The organism is Clostridium sp. 2218st1_F5_2218SCRN_220325 (assembly GCF_039062665.1).
GTDB lineage: Bacteria > Bacillota > Clostridia > Peptostreptococcales > Peptostreptococcaceae > Intestinibacter.
On the sequence record NZ_JBCLNH010000002.1, the window covers coordinates 164,556 to 185,345 of the forward strand.

General features: G+C 29.5%; 21 protein-coding genes. 5 read left to right on the top strand and 16 right to left on the bottom strand.

Translation table 11 applies throughout. From position 1 onward, the window contains the following. Window positions 1–37: 37 nt before the first annotated feature. Both ABCM86_RS02300 and ABCM86_RS02305 read right to left on the bottom strand, forming a co-directional pair. Window positions 38–766 (bottom strand): zinc dependent phospholipase C family protein, encoded by a 729-nt coding sequence (locus ABCM86_RS02300; RefSeq protein WP_343003401.1) that lies wholly within the window; start codon window positions 764–766, stop codon window positions 38–40. A gap of 9 nt (window positions 767–775) precedes the next feature. After that, a complete protein-coding gene (locus ABCM86_RS02305; RefSeq protein ID WP_343003402.1) occupies window positions 776–1,546 on the bottom strand; it encodes an N-acetylmuramoyl-L-alanine amidase in 771 nt (256 codons plus the stop codon). Between the two features lie 89 nt (window positions 1,547–1,635). Between ABCM86_RS02305 and ABCM86_RS02310 the strand changes: the two genes are divergently transcribed. From ABCM86_RS02310 to ABCM86_RS02320, 3 genes are all read left to right on the top strand, one after another. Next, window positions 1,636–2,172, top strand: a complete 537-nt coding sequence (locus ABCM86_RS02310) for a hypothetical protein (RefSeq protein WP_343003403.1) — start codon at window positions 1,636–1,638, stop codon at window positions 2,170–2,172. A gap of 329 nt (window positions 2,173–2,501) precedes the next feature. Further along, window positions 2,502–3,350 (top strand): SpoIVB peptidase S55 domain-containing protein, encoded by an 849-nt coding sequence (locus tag ABCM86_RS02315; protein WP_243269599.1) that lies wholly within the window; start codon window positions 2,502–2,504, stop codon window positions 3,348–3,350. Between the two features lie 313 nt (window positions 3,351–3,663). After that, entirely contained in the window at window positions 3,664–6,276 is a 2,613-nt protein-coding gene (locus ABCM86_RS02320; RefSeq protein WP_295576104.1) for a transglycosylase domain-containing protein, read from the top strand. A gap of 234 nt (window positions 6,277–6,510) precedes the next feature. On the opposite strand, the gene ABCM86_RS02325 is transcribed toward ABCM86_RS02320, so the two are convergent. From ABCM86_RS02325 to ABCM86_RS02370, 10 genes are all read right to left on the bottom strand, one after another. Continuing rightward, complete coding sequence (locus ABCM86_RS02325) at window positions 6,511–6,873, bottom strand: SpoVA/SpoVAEb family sporulation membrane protein (protein WP_195931483.1); 363 nt, start codon at window positions 6,871–6,873, stop codon at window positions 6,511–6,513. Window positions 6,874–6,909: 36 nt separating this feature from the next. Continuing rightward, complete coding sequence (gene spoVAD, locus ABCM86_RS02330) at window positions 6,910–7,923, bottom strand: stage V sporulation protein AD (protein WP_195931484.1); 1,014 nt, start codon at window positions 7,921–7,923, stop codon at window positions 6,910–6,912. A 12-nt stretch (window positions 7,924–7,935) separates the two neighbouring features. After that, window positions 7,936–8,406 (bottom strand): stage V sporulation protein AC, encoded by a 471-nt coding sequence (gene spoVAC / locus ABCM86_RS02335; RefSeq protein ID WP_195931485.1) that lies wholly within the window; start codon window positions 8,404–8,406, stop codon window positions 7,936–7,938. Window positions 8,407–8,594: 188 nt separating this feature from the next. Then, the gene (sigF, locus tag ABCM86_RS02340; RefSeq protein WP_295763028.1) at window positions 8,595–9,362 is read right to left on the bottom strand and encodes an RNA polymerase sporulation sigma factor SigF; all 768 of its coding nucleotides are present in this window, start codon (window positions 9,360–9,362) and stop codon (window positions 8,595–8,597) included. A gap of 27 nt (window positions 9,363–9,389) precedes the next feature. After that, entirely contained in the window at window positions 9,390–9,818 is a 429-nt protein-coding gene (spoIIAB, locus tag ABCM86_RS02345) for an anti-sigma F factor (RefSeq protein ID WP_195931489.1), read from the bottom strand. A 14-nt stretch (window positions 9,819–9,832) separates the two neighbouring features. Then, a complete protein-coding gene (gene spoIIAA / locus ABCM86_RS02350; RefSeq protein WP_195931487.1) occupies window positions 9,833–10,165 on the bottom strand; it encodes an anti-sigma F factor antagonist in 333 nt (110 codons plus the stop codon). A gap of 382 nt (window positions 10,166–10,547) precedes the next feature. Then, window positions 10,548–11,066 (bottom strand): folate family ECF transporter S component, encoded by a 519-nt coding sequence (locus ABCM86_RS02355; RefSeq protein ID WP_295763025.1) that lies wholly within the window; start codon window positions 11,064–11,066, stop codon window positions 10,548–10,550. Between the two features lie 608 nt (window positions 11,067–11,674). Next, complete coding sequence (locus ABCM86_RS02360) at window positions 11,675–13,300, bottom strand: DEAD/DEAH box helicase (protein ID WP_295574169.1); 1,626 nt, start codon at window positions 13,298–13,300, stop codon at window positions 11,675–11,677. Window positions 13,301–13,435: 135 nt separating this feature from the next. Further along, entirely contained in the window at window positions 13,436–13,795 is a 360-nt protein-coding gene (locus ABCM86_RS02365; RefSeq protein WP_195929855.1) for a hypothetical protein, read from the bottom strand. Between the two features lie 111 nt (window positions 13,796–13,906). Then, window positions 13,907–14,860, bottom strand: coding sequence for a calcium/sodium antiporter (locus ABCM86_RS02370; RefSeq protein WP_295676030.1), 954 nt, complete (start codon window positions 14,858–14,860; stop codon window positions 13,907–13,909). A gap of 399 nt (window positions 14,861–15,259) precedes the next feature. Here ABCM86_RS02370 and pflB point away from each other — a divergent pair, with 399 nt between their 5' ends. Further along, entirely contained in the window at window positions 15,260–17,494 is a 2,235-nt protein-coding gene (pflB, locus tag ABCM86_RS02375) for a formate C-acetyltransferase (protein WP_343003404.1), read from the top strand. Window positions 17,495–17,773: 279 nt separating this feature from the next. Next, the gene (gene pflA, locus ABCM86_RS02380; protein ID WP_195929858.1) at window positions 17,774–18,520 is read left to right on the top strand and encodes a pyruvate formate-lyase-activating protein; all 747 of its coding nucleotides are present in this window, start codon (window positions 17,774–17,776) and stop codon (window positions 18,518–18,520) included. A 285-nt stretch (window positions 18,521–18,805) separates the two neighbouring features. Here the strand turns inward: pflA and ABCM86_RS02385 are convergent, their stop codons facing one another. The 4 genes from ABCM86_RS02385 to ABCM86_RS02400 form a co-directional block, all read right to left on the bottom strand. Beyond that, window positions 18,806–19,348, bottom strand: coding sequence for an ATP-binding cassette domain-containing protein (locus tag ABCM86_RS02385; protein WP_295763022.1), 543 nt, complete (start codon window positions 19,346–19,348; stop codon window positions 18,806–18,808). 81 nt (window positions 19,349–19,429) lie between these two features. Continuing rightward, window positions 19,430–19,924, bottom strand: a complete 495-nt coding sequence (locus tag ABCM86_RS02390) for an aminotransferase class I/II-fold pyridoxal phosphate-dependent enzyme (RefSeq protein WP_295571901.1) — start codon at window positions 19,922–19,924, stop codon at window positions 19,430–19,432. Further along, window positions 19,839–20,186 carry an ABC transporter permease subunit gene (locus ABCM86_RS02395; RefSeq protein WP_295571899.1) on the bottom strand — a complete coding sequence of 116 codons (348 nt, stop codon included), beginning with the start codon at window positions 20,184–20,186 and terminating at the stop codon, window positions 19,839–19,841. The genes ABCM86_RS02390 and ABCM86_RS02395 overlap by 86 nt, the downstream gene beginning before the upstream one ends. 21 nt (window positions 20,187–20,207) lie before the next feature. Beyond that, window positions 20,208–20,690, bottom strand: coding sequence for a transporter substrate-binding domain-containing protein (locus tag ABCM86_RS02400; protein ID WP_307993677.1), 483 nt, complete (start codon window positions 20,688–20,690; stop codon window positions 20,208–20,210). Window positions 20,691–20,790 lie beyond the last annotated feature (100 nt).

The following is a 20,790-nucleotide window of genomic DNA, read 5'->3' on the forward strand; positions in this document are numbered from 1 at the left end:
CACCTCTTATAAATTTTATTTGTTTACATCTATACTATTATATTTGATTTTTGTAATTTTGCATATACGTATTTTTAAAATACAGAATTAGGATTCCTGCTGTTGTCTGTTGTGAGAATTCCAATGCTTTTTCGGCAATTAAGTAAAATCTAGTGCTTAAATTTTGAACGTGTTTATACATATGTTGGTTCTTTATCGCATTATAAGAATTAAATCGTATATACTCTTCTACAGAGTTAAATAAAATCGGTTCAGAGTATGTTCTAAATCGCTTTATTTTTAGATAATTGGCTTTTGCGTAATTTTCAAACTGCATGTGATTGTTTAGTAAGTCTCCTGTGGCGTGTTGCGGGACGGTTACATCTTGAACTAGATGGCAAGCTGTACCTAAATAAAACATGGATTGGTATATATCATCTTCATAAAAAAAATCTATAGCATAGTCGTAATATTTTATAGCTAGTGTTAGTGCATTATCGTCTACACCTGGTAGCCCCTTATTTGTAAAAGTATTAAAAAAATGACAATAGCATTTTAAATCTTGGTCTGCCCATACAACTCCTTGATTTATTGTTTTTTTGTATCTATAAAAAAATTCATAGACTTCATAGTATCCATTTAACCATAAGCTATTCATTGCATTTTCCTGTATAAATATATGAACTCTACAGTCTGGTTTTGAAAATTTGTTTTTAATCGGACTTATAATATTTAATGTCTTTTCTAAGACGCTATTATTCCTTCTTTCCCCCAATATATTTGTCATAATATCACCTTATTTTTTATTTTTAAAATAATTATCTAATCCATCTGCTACTGAAGTCATCATTTTTTCTTGATATTTTGGACTAGACATATTTTGATCTTCTGTATAGTTACTCATAAATCCCATTTCTAATAGTACTGCTGGGACTTGTGACCAGTTAAATCCTGTTAAGTCGCTACGTTCAAATATACCATTTACTTTGAAACCATTATTTTGCATATTTTCATTTATAAATTTTGCACAATTTGAGCTGTCTTCATAAATAGCTGATGTATATTCACCATATTTTGATGGAATTAAAATAGATGCTCCTGTAATTCCCGCATTGTCAGAACCGTCAGCATGTATCCTAACTACCATATCTACTTTCTTTTCATTTGCAAATATAGCTCTTTCTTTATTGCTTATATCCACATCATGACTTTCCCTTGTCATATAGACTTTATATCCTCTACTTTCTAATATATGTTTTAACTTTAAAGATGCCTCTAAATTTAATTCATATTCTGGCTTTTTAGTCGCTACACCAGCTGTTCCAGAAGATACTTTTGCTTTATATGAGCCTGAATTTGGTCCTACTTGTTCTGTCTCTGAATTTCCTTTTGCCTGATGACCTGGGTCTATACATATTATGTATTGTTCAGTTTTAGTGTTAGGATTTAGTTTTAAAGCTGAAAAATTTGAAACTAATTTTGTTAAATTTTTTGTTTCACTCGATGTAAAAATCATTATAAGTCCAATTATTAGTATAGTAGTAGTTAAAAATTTATATTTTTTCATACTATCCTCCTCAACATTTTTATTTTCATTTAAAGCTGTAGTCTTTCATATATATTTATATACATAAAATTTTTTAGAGGTGATAACTCTTGAAGAGAAAAAAAAGAAAATATAGTAGCAAAAGTAAACGCCCTGTTAGAGATTCTAATTCAACTTCGCAAAATAATACAAATTCGTCTAATTCGTGTAATAATAATTGTTCTGAAAATGATAACAATCAAAATTGTGATGATAATACAAACCAAAATAATGATGATAATCAAAATTCAAATTGTAATTCTGAAAGTGATTCAAGCTTTTCAACTGGAAAACAATCGAAGTTGTGTTATTTTTCATCGCTTGATTACATAGTTTTAGCTTCTACCTTAGCTATTGCATTAGGAGAAGAATTATCTGATGTAGATTTAAGTATACTTTCTACATTTCTTGCTGTTTTGTCTGACCAAATAGCATTAATAGCTAGTGTAAATGCTTGCTCTACGGATGGCGAGGATGCTATATTTGTTCCTCCTATTCCTGCTGTTCCGACAACTGCTGGTGGAAGATCTAGTTCAAAAAGATCCTCTTCATCTAATTCTAAAAAACATTCAAAAAAAATAGTAAAAAGAAAGGTTAAAAAGAAATAAAATCTATATAATTTAAATTTTATTTCTTTTTTATTTTTTGTTTTATTTCATTTCAACGTTTTTCTTTTATGCTTTGTTTATTTATGCAATCTACGGTTTTGTTGAATCTCATTTCCAAGCATTAAAAAATTACTTCTGCAAAATATAATATTAGGCACCAACCAAACTCAAGAAAGAAGGTGTTTATAACATTGCTAAATTTTAATAAAAAACTCAATTTAAAGTCATTAAAATTTAATAGTTTCTTTTTTGTTTGTTTTTTCTTCTTCTTACTATATTTTTTCATGAATAATGCAAATTATGCATATTCTTTGGAAAAAAATAATGATATGTATTTAATTCCAATCGGAAAAGTAATTCAAGTTGATGGCCAGCTAGAAAATCTAATTGTTCGCAATGAAGTTAATGGCTGTCCACTAAAAAGCGGTGATTTAATTTTGAGAGTAGAAGGTAATCCAATAAAAGATTTTAATCATTTATCAGATGTGTTTTATTCTTCTACTGGTAATCAAATTAGCGTTACTGTTAAAAGAGGAAATGTAATTAAAAATTTAATATGTTATAAAGAACCGTTAAAAAGAGTTAGTTTTAATAATGCAATATCAGGTTTTGCTACACTGACATATATAAATCCTGAAACTCATCAATTTGGTGCAGTGGGACATGCAATTAATGTCGGTGATGCAAAACAAATACCTATTAAATCAGGTACTATCTCTACAACAAGCAATTTAGAGATAGAAAAATCATCTCGTGGAAATGTTGGATATATAAATGCAAGTAAAAATTATTTAATTGGTGATTTTAAAGAAAATACGCAATATGGTATAAAAGGTAAAACTAGAAATATAGATTTTTCAAATCAAAGAAAATATAAGGTAGCTAATTTAGATGAAGTTCAACTTGGTAAAGCGCAAATAATATTACAAAATAAACAAAATCAATGTGTTAAGTATGATATTGAAATATTAAAAATTGAAAATCAATGTACTCCAGAACCTAAAACTTTTAAAATAAGAATTGTTGATGAAGATTTACTTAAGGAGACTGGAGGAATTGTGCAAGGTATGAGTGGTACTCCAATAATTCAAAATAATAAAATAATTGGTGCAGTATCTCATGCCTTAGAAAACAATCCTAAAATAGGATACGGCGTGTATATAAAATGGATGTTGTAAAGCATAATAAAAATAATCTCTAGATATCTAGAGATTATTTTTATTATGCTTTAATTAAGCTATATTTATACATATTTATTTTTATACAAGTAAAAAATATAATAAATATTTTAAAACTTTTCTCTGCAATATTTTATCATTTACATTATTATGAATTATATTGTTAAATCAACTATTTAAAGGATATAATTATACCATAGGATTTTATCTATTATTGAAACTTAATAAACTTTACATATTCTTACAAATTTTAATTAACTATAAAAAGGAAATAAAATATGTTATAATTATGCATTAAGTAAGGAGGTATATCATGAGCAGAGATAACAATAATGATGATAAGAATAAAATTAGAAGAAAAAAAGTTTCTTCATCTTCTAATAATGATGTAAATAACAGTGCATCGAAAAATAATTATAAAAAAGTTTCATCAAAACCTAAAAAACAGAGAAAAAGAAGTAAATTTAAAATTTTCGGAATGGTAATTTTATTTATGCTAGTCACTGGTGTTGCTGTTGGCTCAGCGTTAGTTTTCTCATCTTTAAGAGATACTGAAGTTATAACTAAAGCATTATTAGATGAAAAAACTAATAGTAAAACTATACTGAAATATTCAGATGGAAGTACTTTGGCAGAAGCCGAAACTGGAAATAAAAAGATTCCTCTTAAGAAGTTAAATAATGAAACCGTAAAAAACGCACTTGTATCTATAGAAGACTCTAGGTTCTATGAACATAATGGTGTCGATTTAAAAGGTCTAGCTAGATCAGCTGTTAAGACTATTCTTGGTCAAAAACAAGGTGGTAGTACAATACCTATGCAGGTCTCAAAATTACTTTTAACCTCTCAAGATAAAACTATGTCTCGTAAAATAAAAGATATCTACTATGCTTATGAAATGAGTAAAGTTGTAGATAAAGATGATGTCTTACTTACATATTTAAACAACATGTATGTAGGTAACAGTTTTTATGGAATCGAAGCAGCTGCACAAGGATGTTTTAATAAATCAGCAGAAAAACTTACTTTACCTGAAGCTGCAATGTTAGTTGGTGCTACCAACAATCCATATAAATATACACCATTTAATAAAGCTAAGTTAGACGGTACTGAACAAAGATCTGATTTAGAAAACAAATTAATATTCATTAATCATACTGAAAATGATGGATATGACGATCCTACTGAAGTAGAGCTTAATATGGTTGACAAACTATACTCTTGGGGATTGATTACTGACTATGATACATATAGCCAATTAAAGCAAGGTACTATGATTGTTAGAAAAGCTGTACTTAATCCAAATGCTGTTGGAAGAGCAAAAACAGTTCTTAGTAAAATGAAAGAATTCGGTTATATATCTCAAAGTGAGTATGATCAAGCATGTATAGATGTCGCTAATGTGCAAATTCACATACCTAAAACTATGCAAACAGTAGTTTCAACAGTCGAAGATTATGTATATTATGAAGTTATAAACGCATTAAAAGATCAAGGTTATACTCAGGAAGAAGCTAATAAATTATATTATAATGGTGGTCTTCAAATTCAAACTACTATAGATTCTAGTATGCAAGCAGAACTAGAAGCACAATATAATAATAGTTCTAATTTCCCAGCAAACTCAATTACAGATTCAAACGGTATAACACAACCACAATCTGCTATGGTTATAATTGATTATCATAATGGACAAATTAAATCACTAATCGGTGGTAGAAATATAAAAGGTAAGAGAACTTTAAACAGGGCTACTAACCCAGTTCAACCAGGTTCTACAATAAAACCTCTTTCTATATATACTGCGGCAATTGATACTTTACAAATGACTCAATCAACAGTATTTAGCGATGCAAGAGGCGGATATAAATTTAAAAAGAATCAAATATGGAATCCATCTACAACTACTGCAGGTGCTGGAAATATGAGTTTACGTCTAGGTCTTGCAAAATCATCTAATACAGTTGCAGTAAAAACTGCTGAAAACTTAGGTGATACTTATGAAGATTCTATAGATGTAATGATGGATTATCTTAAAAACTTCGGAATAACAACTGTTGTAGATAGTAAAACTAATAGTTCTAGTACAACAGATAGAACATTCCCATCTTTAGCATTAGGTGGTATGGCTTATGGTATTTCTCCTCTTGAAATGTCAGCAGCTTATGGTGCTTTAGCTAATGGCGGTGTTTATATAGAACCTACTGTATTTACTACAGTTAGTACTTATAACGGAGAATTGATCGTAAAATCTTCTCCAGAAGAACACAGAGTTGTCGATGAAGAAGTTGCTTACGTTATGACAGATATGCTTAAAGCTGTTGTAAAAGAAGGTACTGGTACAGAAGCTTCTATAGGTGAAATGCCTGTGGCTGGTAAAACTGGTACTACTAATAAAAAATATGCTGTATGGTTCGTTGGATATACTCCATATTACGTATGCTCTACTTATATCGGAGATGATGTTGGTAGAAAAGACGCTGATGAAAACAGTATAGCTCTTCGTCCAGTAGAAGAATCAAGTTCAGCAGCAGCAAAATTATGGGCAAGTGTTATGAAGCCTATACATGAAAATTTAGAAGTAATAGATTTTGAAAAACCATCAGGAATAACATTCTATAAAATAAACTTAAATGATGGTGGAATTTCTAACTCTGGTTCAAATGCTGCATTCGTAAACGGAACTTCACCAACTAGAACAAGTACTCATCGTTCTACTGTTCCAAATAACAATGCAACAACAGACGAAGATACTAATGATTCACCAAGTGCTGGTGACGGAGGAAATCCTCCTGACAACAACGGTGGAAATGGTGGTACTACTACTCCTGATAATGGTGGTAACACTACACCTGACAACGGAGGTACAACTCCTGATAATGGCGGTAATACTACTCCTGATAATGGTGATAATGCCACAGAATAATCTAAGACTTTTAGATTAGAACAGTAAAATACTATATCATAAAATATTTAAAATATAGAGATTTTCAAAACATATACTAATTATATTTATCAATAGATATAAATATAATTAGTATATAATTAAAAATAAAATAAAATGCCATGGAAAATATCATTCCATGGCATTTTTTATTATAGACTTAGTATATTAATCCTGTTTACATACTCAATGATGCAAATAATTTTGATAATTAAATCAAGGTTTTGCCTTTGGTGTAAAAATTACAGCCATTACATATCCAAAAAATATCGCTGATGCTATTCCTCCTGCTGCAGCTATTGTTCCTCCAGTCAATATACCTAAAAATCCATCTTTCTTAATACCTTCTATAACTCCATTTGCTAATAAATATCCAAAACCTATGATAGGAACCATCGCTCCCTCCGCAGCAAAATCTACTATTTTATCATAGATACCTAAAAATGTAAGCGCCGCTCCAGTAGTAACATATGTCACCATAACATAAGGTGTTTGCATTTTAAAATAATCCATTAAAATTTGAGCTATTAGGCATATCGTTCCACCGACTAAAAATACTTTTACATACTCTAGAATCATATTTTTCACATCCTCTAATTTTTATAAATCTAAAATCTATTCACTTTCTATTATTACTGCATGTGCAATACATGGAATAGTTTGTTTTTGAAGTGTACTTGTTGGTGATAATAATGCACCCGTCGAAACTAACATTACTTTTTTAAATTCTTTATTTACTAATTTAGGATATATGTATGATGCAAATACAGTTCCCGAACATCCACATCCACTTCCTCCACAGTGAACGTCTTGTTCTTCTAAATCAAAAATTTCAAGCCCACAATCTGTATAAACATCGAATATATCTACACCTTTTTGTCTTAATAAATCACAGGTTATTTTTTTACCTAATGTTCCTAAGTCACCTGTCGCAATTAAATCAAATGATTTTGGATCATCTTTTGTATCTTCAAAATATGAGTAAATTGTGTCGACAGCTGCTGGAGCCATAGCCGCTCCCATATTATTTCCGTCATCGATTCCTTTATCTACTACTTTTCCTATTGTTATATATTTTACTTTTGGTCCTTCTCCACTGTTTGAAATAAGGGCACTTCCCGCTCCTGTAACTGTCCATTGAGCCGTCATAGGTTTTTGATTTCCAAGTTCTAGCGGAAATCTAAACTGTCTCTCTGCTGTACAATAATGGCTAGATGTTCCGCAAAGTGCATAATCAGCGAAACCTCCATCAACTACAATGGAGCTAAGACACATTCCAAGTGCCATAGTAGAGCAAGCCCCATATATACCGCAAAATGGGATTTGTAATTCTCTAGCTGCAAATGATGCTGGGAATATTTGATTAATTAAATCTCCACCAAATAAAAAGTGAATATCACTTAACTGCTTTTCTGCTTTTTGTACTGCTGTTTCTAATGCCGTTTGAATCATTTTACTTTCAGCTAGTTCCCATGTTTTTTCTCCATATAAATCATCTTGTAATATAACATCAAACTTATCTTTTAGAGGTCCTTTGCCTTCTTTTGGTCCAACTATAGATGCTGTAGAAATAATAGTTGGACTATTTTCCATTTTCATAGTTCTATTACCTATTCGCTTATTTCTCATTAAATTTACTCCTTACTTAAATATTATTTGTATTATGTAGTAAATAAATCCAAATAAAATAGATGAACCTATACCATATACTAAAACTGGCCCTGCAATTTTGAATAAATTAGCCCCAACCCCCATCACATATCCTTCTCTTTTAAATTCCATAGCTGGTGATACTATAGAGTTTGCAAATCCTGTGATGGGTATTATAGAACCTGCTCCTGCTCTTCTTCCAATCAAATCATAAACTCCTATTCCTGTTAAGAATGAACCTATAAAAATCAATGTTATCGAAGTCCATGTAGCTGCTGTTTTTTTGTCTAATCCGGCTAAATGCATATACGAATCATTTATCGCTTGACCTATAATACATATGATTCCTCCTACTATAAATGCCATGATATAGTTTTTGATGTAGGTTGGTTTTGGACTTATCTCATCTACATAATCTTTATAGTTTTGGTCATTATTTTGTGTATTGTTTTGATTTGGCATACAATCAATCCTTTCCTAACCATATATAGTTAATTTATATATTATTGTTTGAAAAAAAATAAAAAAAATGCATATAACTGAAATTATATTTTCTAAAATGATGTATTAATGTATAAAGATAATAAGTTTGAAATTATAAATTTTCCACAAAGCAAATAATCTATAATTTCCTTAGAATAAAAAAAATCCTACATAGTAATGTAGGATTTTAATTTGTGTAAAACCTTTTTTTCTATTCTAGATACTTGTACTTGGGAGATATCTAGTATTTGTCCTATTTCACTTTGAGTTTTATCCTCAAAGTATCTAAGCATGATAATTTGTCTTTCTCTTTTTTCTAATTTTCCTAGTACTTCCTTCAAAAGAATATTATCTACCACCTTATCTTCTTCATTATCTCCTTTTCGAGATATTTTATCGATAAGGCATATAGGAGAACCTTCTTCTTCATGTATAACTCCTTGTAGATATTCAACAGAAAAATTAGATTCTATTGCCATTACTACATCTTCTTTTTCTACCCCTAATTCTTCTGTTATTTCTTCTATTGTTGGGTCGCGTCCAAGTTTTTTGCTTAGAGCTTCACCCTGCATCTTAACTTTGATGGCGAGTTGTTTAAGAGATCTTGATACTTTTACCATACCATCATCTCTTAAATATCTTTTTATTTCTCCTAATATCATAGGAACAGCATATGTAGAAAATTTTACATTATAGCTAGGGTCAAATTTATATATAGCCTTAATCAAGCCTATAGACCCTAATTGAAACAAGTCATCTCTTTCATAACCAATGTTTGAAAATTTACCGATGACACTTCTGACTAACCCGAGGTTGCTAGATATCAACACTTCCTTAGCTTCTTCATCCCCTTCTTGAACTCTTTGTATAAGCTCTAAAGTTTCTTCATGACTAAGCAAATGCTTTTTTTCTTCTTTTTTGGCAGTTATCCCCATAATCAAACCTCTATTCTATGTTAGAATTTATTTAGGTATTTCTATTGTTTTAGTCATTATAACTTTTGTCCCTTCTCCTACAATTGATGCCACTTGCATATCATCCATAAAACTTTCCATAAATGAAAATCCCATTCCAGAACGCTCTAATTCCGGCTTTGATGTAAACATTGGTTGTCTAGCTTCTTCTATATCTGCTATGCCTTTTCCATAATCCTCGATAACGATTTTTATAGTGTTTTCAATTAATTCACATCTCATATGTACAAATTTGGTTTCGTCTTCTTCATATCCATGAATAATTGCATTTGTTACTGCTTCCGATACAGCTGTTTTTATGTCGGATAGTTCATCTATAGTTGGATCTAATTTAGCTGCAAAAGATGCAACTATTACTCTTGCAAGGCTTTCATTTTCTGATTTTGCGGAAAATTTTACTTCCATAATGTTCATAATATAGTTCCCCCTTATTAAGAATTTATCGCATCTTCATATGATTTGTATACATTGATTATTTTGCCCATTCCCGATAAATTAAAAACTTTTTCCACTCTTGGATTCATATTTATTACAGATACATTTCCATGCGCATTTGCTATTTTTTTATATCTGCCTATGATAACACCTATTCCTGAAGAATCCATAAATTTTATATTTTGAAAGTCGAATATAATGTTTTTTATATTCTTTCTCATTATAATATCATCTACATTTTCTTTTATATAAGTTGCTACATGATGATCTAGTTCTGTTGTTGTAAACTGAACTAGTAATGTTTTATCTTCTAAATAACATTTAATCATCTCGCATCCCTCCCATTGAAGTTTACTGATAATCAATTCTATTTTGTATAAAACGATTCCTTCAAAGAAATAACACTAGTTTTGTTTATTTATGTCTATGATAGTTATATTATAAAACTAAAGAAATACTCAGTATCAGTATGTCCTTATTTGGTATTTATATACATAAAATACAAAAAGTGCCTGTATAAATTTACAGGCACTGTATCTTGTCACTTAGTTACTTAATCACTATAATGAATTATTTGCTTCCATATCTAGCTATTGGTATTGGTATGAATTATTTTATAGTCAATTTACCCTATCTAAATTCGCAGTGACTACTTCTGCTACTATATTTATATTAAAATTAAAATCCCACACTAAATCTCTATTTTTAGCATTAAGCCATTATTTCAGAAGGTTTAGCTATTTTTACAATTATATTCTTCCAAACTAATTGGATAAGTATAGTTTGTATTGGTATCATTATTGCTGCTTTAAAAATACGAGTTGGCAACAATGCAAAGAATCCTTTACCCATTAATATGTGAAGCCATACTGTATCTAAACATAAATTCATTCCTAAACAAACTAAACAAGTTGCTAGTATTATTCTACCCCAAGTTTTTGGATGTTTATATAATACTACACCATAAATTACACCTGTTAAAAATGCTGTAAGTGTAAAACCTGGGAAATAAGATCCACTTGGGAATATCATCATTCCTAAAATATCACCTATTGCATATGCTATACCAGCACTTATAGGACCATACATCATCGCTATTATAGCAACTGGTAAAAATCCAAAACCTATTCTCAAGATTCCTGTATATATTGAGCAGAATCTTGTTAAAATAACCTCTAACGCTATTAATAAACTAATTTCAACTAACTTTTTTACATTACTATTTTTCATAAATTTCCTCCTATTTTAGCTAGGATATATAAATAATTGATTTATATATCTTAAAGGAGCAAAAAATATAAAAATTATATATATTTCTATAATATATTTTTTAATTTATATATTTATTTAATCCATTATGTCTAAATAACCTATTTCTGTCGTGTAAAATTGCATAAAAAACAACCTTACAATAAGATAAATATATTTTTGCAACATATCACCAAACTCATGCTGTAATAGAATTGCATTTTTAAATATAAGTGCCTTTGTAAGGATTTGATTTTTTTGATTCACTTTGTATGTTAAATCTGAAGTGCCATTTTAGTCACATCGATTGTTTTAATATAATTATGATAATATGTTAAATAACTAGCTTCTTAACTTGAAACTAAATCTTTATCTCAATTTAAGTATAGCAGAAAATTAACAATATTTTACAGTTAAAACCTCATTTTCAAGTTATAAAGTTTAAATTCATAATTTTTTAAATGAAAATCCAGTATCACCTTTTTTTATCAAATAGATGTATACAAAATATAAAAACCACTTAATTTCTAATTGATTACAAAATAACAATCTTTATATTAAGTGGTCTTATATTTAATTTTATTTAAAATCTATTTATTTTTTTTATTAGCTTTTTCTATATTAATTTTGTTACCTTTGATTTTAACATTTTTTAATTTTTCTAAAACTTTTTTAGCATTTGCTTTTGGAACTTCAACAAATGTATATTTGTCATATATATCTATTGTTCCAACTAATTTTCCAGGTATTCCAGCTTCTCCAGCTATAGCTCCAACTATATCTTTAGCTTGAACTCTTTGTTTTCTACCTACGTTTATGAATAATCTAACCATTCCGTGCTCAGCACCAGTTGAACCTTTTTTAGATTTTTTAGATTTTCTAGCTTCTTTTCTAGATGGTTCTTCGATTATTTCTTCTTTTAATTCTTCTCCCATAGATAACTTAACTAATGCAGCAGCTACTTCTAAAGTTGATAATTCTTCTTCTGCACATAAAGATTCTACCCAGCTTATTTGTTTTGCTAAGCTACTATCTTTAACAGTTTCTTTAACTTGTTTGAAGAATGCAGCAACTTTCTTTTCTTCAACATCTGCTATAGTAGGTATACCATGTTTAACTAATTTACATTTAGTATATCTTTCTATATCTCTCATTTTTCTCATTTCTTTTCCATATACGAAACTGAAAGATACACCTTCTCTACCAGCACGACCAGTTCTACCTATTCTGTGAACATAGTATTCTTCGTCTTGTGGTAAATCGTAGTTAAATACCATATCTACGTCATCTACATCTATACCTCTAGCAGCAACATCTGTAGCAACTAGTATGTCTATAGTACCTTGTCTAAACTTGTCCATTACGATATCTCTTTGAGTTTGTTTAAGATCTCCATGTAGTGCATCTGCAAAGTATCCTCTAGCTTGAAGTTCACTAACTAATTCGTCAGAACCTCTCTTAGTATTACAGAATACAACTGATAATTTTGGATTATATACATCTATTAATCTACATAATACTTCTAATTTGTTCGCTCTTCTTGTTTCAATGTAGAATTGTTTTATGTTTGGAACTGTAAGTTCTTTTCTAACTACTTTTATCATTTCCGGTTCATGTTGATATAATTTAGTTAACTCTAAAATTTCTTTTGGCATAGTAGCTGAGAAGAAAGTAGTTTGTCTTTCTATTGGAGTTTGGTTTAATATTAACTCTATATCTTCTCTGAATCCCATGTCTAACATTTCATCAGCTTCATCAAGCACTACCATTTTTACATCATCTAATTTTAAAGTTTTTCTGTTTATATGATCTATTACACGTCCTGGAGTTCCTATTACAACTTGTACTCCACTCTTTAATGCTTTTATTTGTCTATCTATTGGTTGACCACCGTAAACTGGTAATGTTTTAATTCCGCTCTTAAACTTACCAAGCTTTCTTATTTCCTTAGAAACTTGTATCGCTAATTCTCTTGTAGGACATAATACGATTGCTTGTAAATGTTTGTTATTTGGGTCTACTTTTTCAAGTATAGGTATACTGAATGCTGCAGTTTTTCCTGTACCTGTTTGAGCTTGCCCTATAACGTCTTTTCCTGATAAAATAACAGGTATTGACTGAGCTTGTATTGGTGATGGCTCTTCAAATCCTATTTCCGCAATTGATCTTTTTATCTCATCACTAATTGGTAAATCTTCAAATTTTGTTATATTCATATTAATTGTTTATTTCCTTTCCGTTTTCATAATTCCTAACCTATCCCATTATATATTTAAATCATTTATTATGCAAACTTATTTTTTCCGAAAGCAAAACAATTTATACTGATGTGAAATCAACGCTTGTATAGATTAATAACTTCTCAAAGACTTTATCAATCTTTTAACAAATTTGAATAGATAAAAAATCAAAATAATTAAAAGTAAACCCCTTAAAATAATCGCTATCGTCTTAAAAACTAACATCCCAATTATGCCTATAATGACCATCAAGCTACCGTATCTACTATTCATTTTTGCAAATTCTTGTGAATAAAATAACTCATATAAAAAGCTATTTTTTATTTTTATAAAAAAATTATTTTTTTTAGTTTTGTTTAGAGCAAGTTCATTGCCATTATACCTACTCCTATCCCAAATCATTTTATATTGAATTTTGCTAAATAAAATCATACTTGCACCAATTATCGCTATGTAAAAAAATAAATCCATAATAATCCCCCTTATTCTAAATTTTTTATTACTATTTATATAAGTATTGTTATGTTTTTATAAAAATAAAAATATAACTAGTTAAAATCTAGTTATATTTTAAAATAAGTATTAAATCATATATGTATAATAAAGAACAGCTAAATAAGTTATGTACGTTGCCAACATTAATAATCCCTGAAGTCTATATAATTTATGCTTTATAATAGTAGGAATTATTAAAATTAAAACTAAAATTATCATAAAAGGATAATCCACTCTGATATTTTGTGAAAGTATAGGTATTGAATTTGGTATAGATGAAATAGCAATTACGGACACAATATTTAAAATATTAGCCCCTAGGATATTCCCAACACATATCTCATGATGTTTCTTTCTAACCGCTGTAATAGATGAGACTAATTCTGGTAATGAAGTCCCTAAGGCAATAACAGTTAAGCTTATTATTCCTTGAGGTATTCCGATAAAACTCGCTATCTCTACTCCATTATCAACTAATAATCTGGAACCAACTATCATCATAATTAGCCCAGAAAAAAATGATAATGCAATCTTTCCACCAGACATATCACTTTGCTGTGTCATACAATAATAAAGATAATTTTTACTTGTATCATTTAATATTCCCTTATAATTTGTATACATATACAATGCTAAAAGCATTAATAATATACAACCATCGCCTTTAGTAATAGATCCATCTAATCCTAAAACAATTAAAGTTATAATAGATAATAATAATATAGTAGATTTGGATGCAAACATCTTTCTATCTGCTTTAAATGGACTTACAAACACAACCATACCTAAAATTAGCCCAGTATTGCATATTATAGAACCGACTGCATTTCCTAAACTCATTGTTGTATGGTTGTCTATAGATGCAAACAAAGATACTGTAAGTTCTGGCAATGTAGTCGCAAAACTTACTATGGTAGCTCCCAAAATTAATTCTGATATATTAGTCTTCCTACCAATTTCTACAGTAGCATTTATAAAAAAGTCAGCACCCTTAGATATCAACACAAAACCTATTAAAAATAAAATAACTACTATTACCATTGTCATCCCTCCTATATATAATAAATATTCACTTTTGTGAAAAAAATGTATAAGTAATCATGTATTATAACTTTTTATCAAAATTTAAAAGCTAGTATTTGCAAGGCCAAAGGGGTATATTTTTAAATTTTCTAAATTTATTTTCAGATTTTTGTTTAAACTCTATTTAGGCGGGTAAATATAAAAATATAACAAAGGACAACAGATTTTTAATAATTTTATTTTAAAAATCTTGTATACAATATACTTGATATATGATATTATAAACGTATAAAAACGAAATATATCTAGCTAGATTTTTTAATATTTTTTATAGGAATATAAATTCCTACAAGTTACAAAATAAATAATAATTAAAATAGTATCCAAACTATATAAGACATTTAGGAGGAAGCTTACATGAATAACGCATGGCAAGGATTCAAACAAGGTAGATGGACAAAAGAAATAGATGTTAGAGGATTTATCCAAGCTAACTACACTCCATATGAAGGAGATAGTTCTTTCTTAGCTGGAGCAACTGAAAATACTACAAAACTTTGGGATGAAGTTTTAGAATTATTCAAAAAAGAAAGAGAAAATGGTGGAACATTAGACGTTGATACAAAAACTGTATCTGCTATAGACGCTTATGCTCCTGGTTATATAGATAAAGATTTAGAAACAATAGTAGGTTTACAAACTGATGCACCTTTAAAAAGAGCTATAATGCCTGAAGGTGGTATAAGAATGGTTGAAACTTCTTGTAAAGCTTACGGATTCGAATGTGATCCACAAGTAAGTGAAATATTCACTAAATACAGAAAAACTCACAACCAAGGTGTTTTCGATGCTTATACAACAGAAATGAGAGCTGCTAGAAAATCTGGTATAATAACTGGTTTACCAGATGCTTACGGTAGAGGTAGAATAATAGGTGACTACAGAAGAGTTGCTTTATACGGTGTTGATAGATTAATAGAAGATAAAATGCAACAAAAGCTTTCTTTAGAAGTTTCTTGCATGGACGAAGATGTAATAAGATTAAGAGAAGAATTATCTGATCAAATAAAAGCTTTAGAAGCTTTAAAAAGAATGGGTGAAAGCTACGGATTTGATATATCAAAACCAGCTACTAACTCAAGAGAAGCTGTACAATGGTTATACTTCGCTTACTTAGCAGCTATAAAAGATCAAAATGGTGCTGCAATGAGTATCGGTAGAACTTCTACTTTCTTAGATATATACTTCGAAAGAGATTTAAAAGCTGGATTAATAACTGAAGAAGAAGTTCAAGAATTAATGGACCACTTCGTTATGAAATTAAGAATGGTTAAATTCTTAAGAACTCCAGATTACAATGATTTATTCTCAGGTGACCCAACTTGGGTAACAGAATCAATAGGTGGACAAGGTATAGATGGTAGAACATTAGTAACTAAAAACTCATTCAGGGTTTTAAATACTCTTTACACTCTTGGACCATCACCAGAACCAAACTTAACAGTACTTTGGTCTAACCACTTCCCACAAGGATTCAAAGATTTCTGTTCTCAAGTATCAATAGATACAAGTTCAGTTCAATATGAAAACGACGACTTAATGAGACCATACTGGGGAGATGACTACGGAATAGCTTGTTGTGTATCTGCAATGAAAATAGGTAAACAAATGCAATTCTTCGGAGCTAGAGTTAACTTAGCTAAAACATTATTATACGCTATAAACGGTGGGGTTGATGAAAAATCAGGTGCTCAAGTAGGACCAAGATTCGAACCAATAACTTCTGAATACTTAGATTACGATGAAGTAATGGCTAGATTCGAACCATTCACTGATTGGTTAGCTAACTTATATGTAAATACATTAAACATAATCCACTACATGCATGATAAATATTCATATGAAGCTTTAGAAATGGCTTTACATGATAGAGATGTATTTAGAACTATGGCTTGTGGTATAGCTGGTCTTTCAGTTTGTGCTGACTCTTTATCAGCTATAAAATACGCTAAAGTTAAAGCTATAAGAAATGAAGAAGGCGTAGCAGTTGACTTCGAAATAGAAGGAGACTATCCAAAATACGGAAACAACGATGATAGAGCTGATGAAATAGCTTGCTACTTAGTTGAGTCTATGATGAACAAAATAAGAAAAAATAAAACTTATAGAAATTCTTATCATACTCAATCAGTTCTTACTATAACTTCAAACGTTGTTTACGGTAAGAAAACTGGTAACACTCCAGACGGAAGAAGAGCTGGACAACCATTTGCTCCAGGTGCTAACCCAATGCACGGAAGAGATAACAGTGGTGCATTAGCTTCATTATCATCAGTAGCTAAATTACCATACAAACATTCACAAGATGGTATATCAAATACTTTCTCTATAGTACCAGGTGCTCTTGGAAAAACTAAAGAAGAAAGAATTACAAACTTATCATCAATGATGGACGGATACTTCGGACAAAACGCTCATCACTTAAACGTAAACGTGTTCGATAGATCAACTTTAGAAGATGCAATGGAACATCCAGAAAAATATCCTCAATTAACTATAAGAGTTTCAGGATATGCAGTTAACTTCATAAAATTAACTAAAGAACAACAATTAGATGTTATAAACAGAACTTTCCATGGTAAAATGGCTTAATATTTAATTAAAATATAATTAAAATTAAATTACAATAACAACAAAGCCCCAAAGAACTGTAAAGTTCTCTGGGGCTTTGTCTTATATAAATTATTTTTTTAGTAGACATTTCTAAATTATTGATTTATAATAATCTCATAATACTACTTAATGTATACAATATTCCAATAGATTTTAGAAATTCTACTTAATTATTATTTCTTACACAGAATAATAAATATCACTTTAGAAAATTATATTTACAGATATAATAATCTAATTCTATATGGAGGCTTGAATATGTTAAAAGGAAGGGTTCACTCAATTGAAACATTTGGAACAGTTGATGGTCCAGGTATAAGATATATAATATTTTTCCAAGGTTGTCCACTAAGATGTAAATACTGTCATAACAGAGACACTTGGAAACCAAATTGCGGAAAGGAATACACTTCTGATGAACTAGTACAAGATATAGTAAAATATCAATCATACATGCAGTTCTCTGGTGGTGGTGTAACAGCATCAGGTGGAGAAGCTACTCTACAAGCTGATTTCGTTGCAGAACTATTCGCAAAATGTAAAGAATTAGGCATACATACATGTCTTGATACAGCAGGATTTGTCGATATCGAAAAAGTTGATAAATTATTAGACTACACTGACCTTGTTTTATTAGATATAAAACATATAGACAATGAAAAATGCAAAAAACTAACAGGTGTTGGTAATGAAAAAGCACTTAAATTAGCAAAACATTTAGATGAAAGAAATATCCCTGTTTGGATTAGACAAGTTCTTATCCCAGGTATAACAGATGATCAAGCCGATTTAGAAAAATTAGGACAATTCATCTCTACTCTAAATAATGTTGACCGTGTTGAATTTTTACCATATCACGGTATGGGAATTCACAAATGGGAGAACATGGGATTTGAATACGAACTTAAAGACGTACAAGAACCTACTGCTGAAGAAGTTAAACGTGCTAGTGATATTGTTGAATCATTCGGTGTAGAAGTTCATAATAATAAAGTTGCTAAATAGTATCCATCTTGGATATTATTATAGATAAGTCAATGCATTATTTTATTAATGTATACTTTAAAAGCATATAAAGATTCTATGATTTATCAAATTAATATAATTTTTATATGTAATTAAAATGCCCTTATATATTTTTAAAGTTATTAAACTTTATAATTTTTTTATACTTTGGAAGTCTGAATAAGACTTCTTTTTATTTTACAAAAAATAAGACATTAAAAAGTGCATCTTTAGATACTATCTGTATCTCAGATGCACTTTTTTATTATTAATACCCTATTTAAATTATATAATGTAGTTTTCTGAAGTCTCTAAAAGCATAAATCGTGATAAAAATTGTTTTGTTCTATCTTCTTTTGGTCTTGTAAATATTTCTTTTGGAGTCCCCTGCTCTACTATAACTCCCTTATCCATAAATACAACTCTATCTGCTACATCTCTAGCAAATGCCATTTCATGCGTTACTACTATCATTTTATGGACGATAACAAGACCTTCCATCATATTTTCTATAAGGGTTTTATGGCTGAATAAGTTATAATTTTGAAATACCATTGCTGTCTTTCTTCTTAAATCTATTATCTTCTTTTTTTGATTTTTTCCGATATCTTGGCAATCTACTATATGACCACCGATATCAATAATCCCTTTGTCTGCAGTCTCTAAAAAGTTTAAACATCTTAAAAATGTTGTTTTGCCAGAACCACTAGGCCCTAAAATTGCAACAACTTCACCCTTTTTTATCTCCATATCGATTCCCTTTAATACCTCAACATCTTCAAACGATTTGTGTAAATTTTTTATACTTACTACAGTAGTTTTATCCATATTAATTAACAAATATAAAATTAAACCTTGATTATAATAAATAAAATTCAATAAGTAAAATTTAATTTTATATCCCCTTTCTTATTTATTATTTATTTCATTTACTGCCCTCTCCACTCTATCTAACGCTTCTGTCAAAGTTCTTCTTGTGCAGGCAAAATTGGCTCTTAAATATCCATCTTTACCGAAGTCTTTTCCATTTGAAAAATTAACACCTGCTCTCTCTCTGAAAAATTCCCATGGATTTTCTAAATTAAGCTCAGTCGGGTCTATCCACGCAAGATAAGTCCCTTGGTTATGATTAATAGATAAACCATCTATATTAGATATTCTATATTCTAAATAATCTCTATTGTCTTTTAGATAGTCTAGTAGTTCCTCTCTCCAATCATCACATTCAGTATATGCCGCTTTTATCGCCTTTATTGTCAGTGCATTTGGTGTTGCGAACAATCCATTTGCTAATTTTCTGTATTTCTCTCTTATTTCATCATTTGGAATTATTGAAAATGCAAAAGGTATTGCTGCTATATTGTATGTCTTTCCTGCACTTGTAAAAGTAATACTTCTCTTCATTTATAACTGATAAAAATATCGGTAATCCATAATAAGATAAAAATAATTGCACTAAAAGTGGTGTCCCTCTCATAAATGAAACATATAATGCACAGATTTGTCTTAATACAGGAACTTTTTTTATCTTTATAATAGCTAATACAAATCCTAATAAAAGACCTCCAACCATTGCCACAGCTGTCATCAATAATGTAACTGGCAAGGCCTCAACTAATTTAGGAATAAATTCTAATATATATTTTGGATCAAATACACTCTTCATAACTTCATCCCTCTTTTATTTTTATATTCCTTGAGTATAATCTTTTTTTGTATATTTTAAGCAAAGTTTTGATAATGTTCCATCGTCTCTCATTTCTTTTAATACAGTATCAAATCTTTCTTTTAATTTTGTATCATCTTTTCTAAATAAAAAATATGCTCTTGAATCTTGGATTTCATCTGAATTTTCTATAGGTACTACATCCGCATCTATACCTAATTGTTTTTCGACTTGTTCTACATATGACTCATTACAGATATAAGCTGGATATCTCCCTGCTGTTACATTGTGTATAAATGTTGCAGTATCTGCTTCTGCATATGCTAATTTTATTGGATTGTCGCTGTGTTTTTCGTTATAATCTTCTAAATACATAGCAACTGCTGTTCCTGATATGGCTTGGATTTCCTTCCCTTGTAAATCTTCAAGCGATTTTATACTTTTATCGCCTTTTGGTACTACTATTACAGTTGGACTTTTAAAATAACTTATATCAGAGAATATTTATCCCCCCATATTTAATTAATTATTTTTATTCTCCCCTATTTCCTACTATATTAGTATGATTAATATGTTTTAAATAGTAGTATACTTTACCAATATA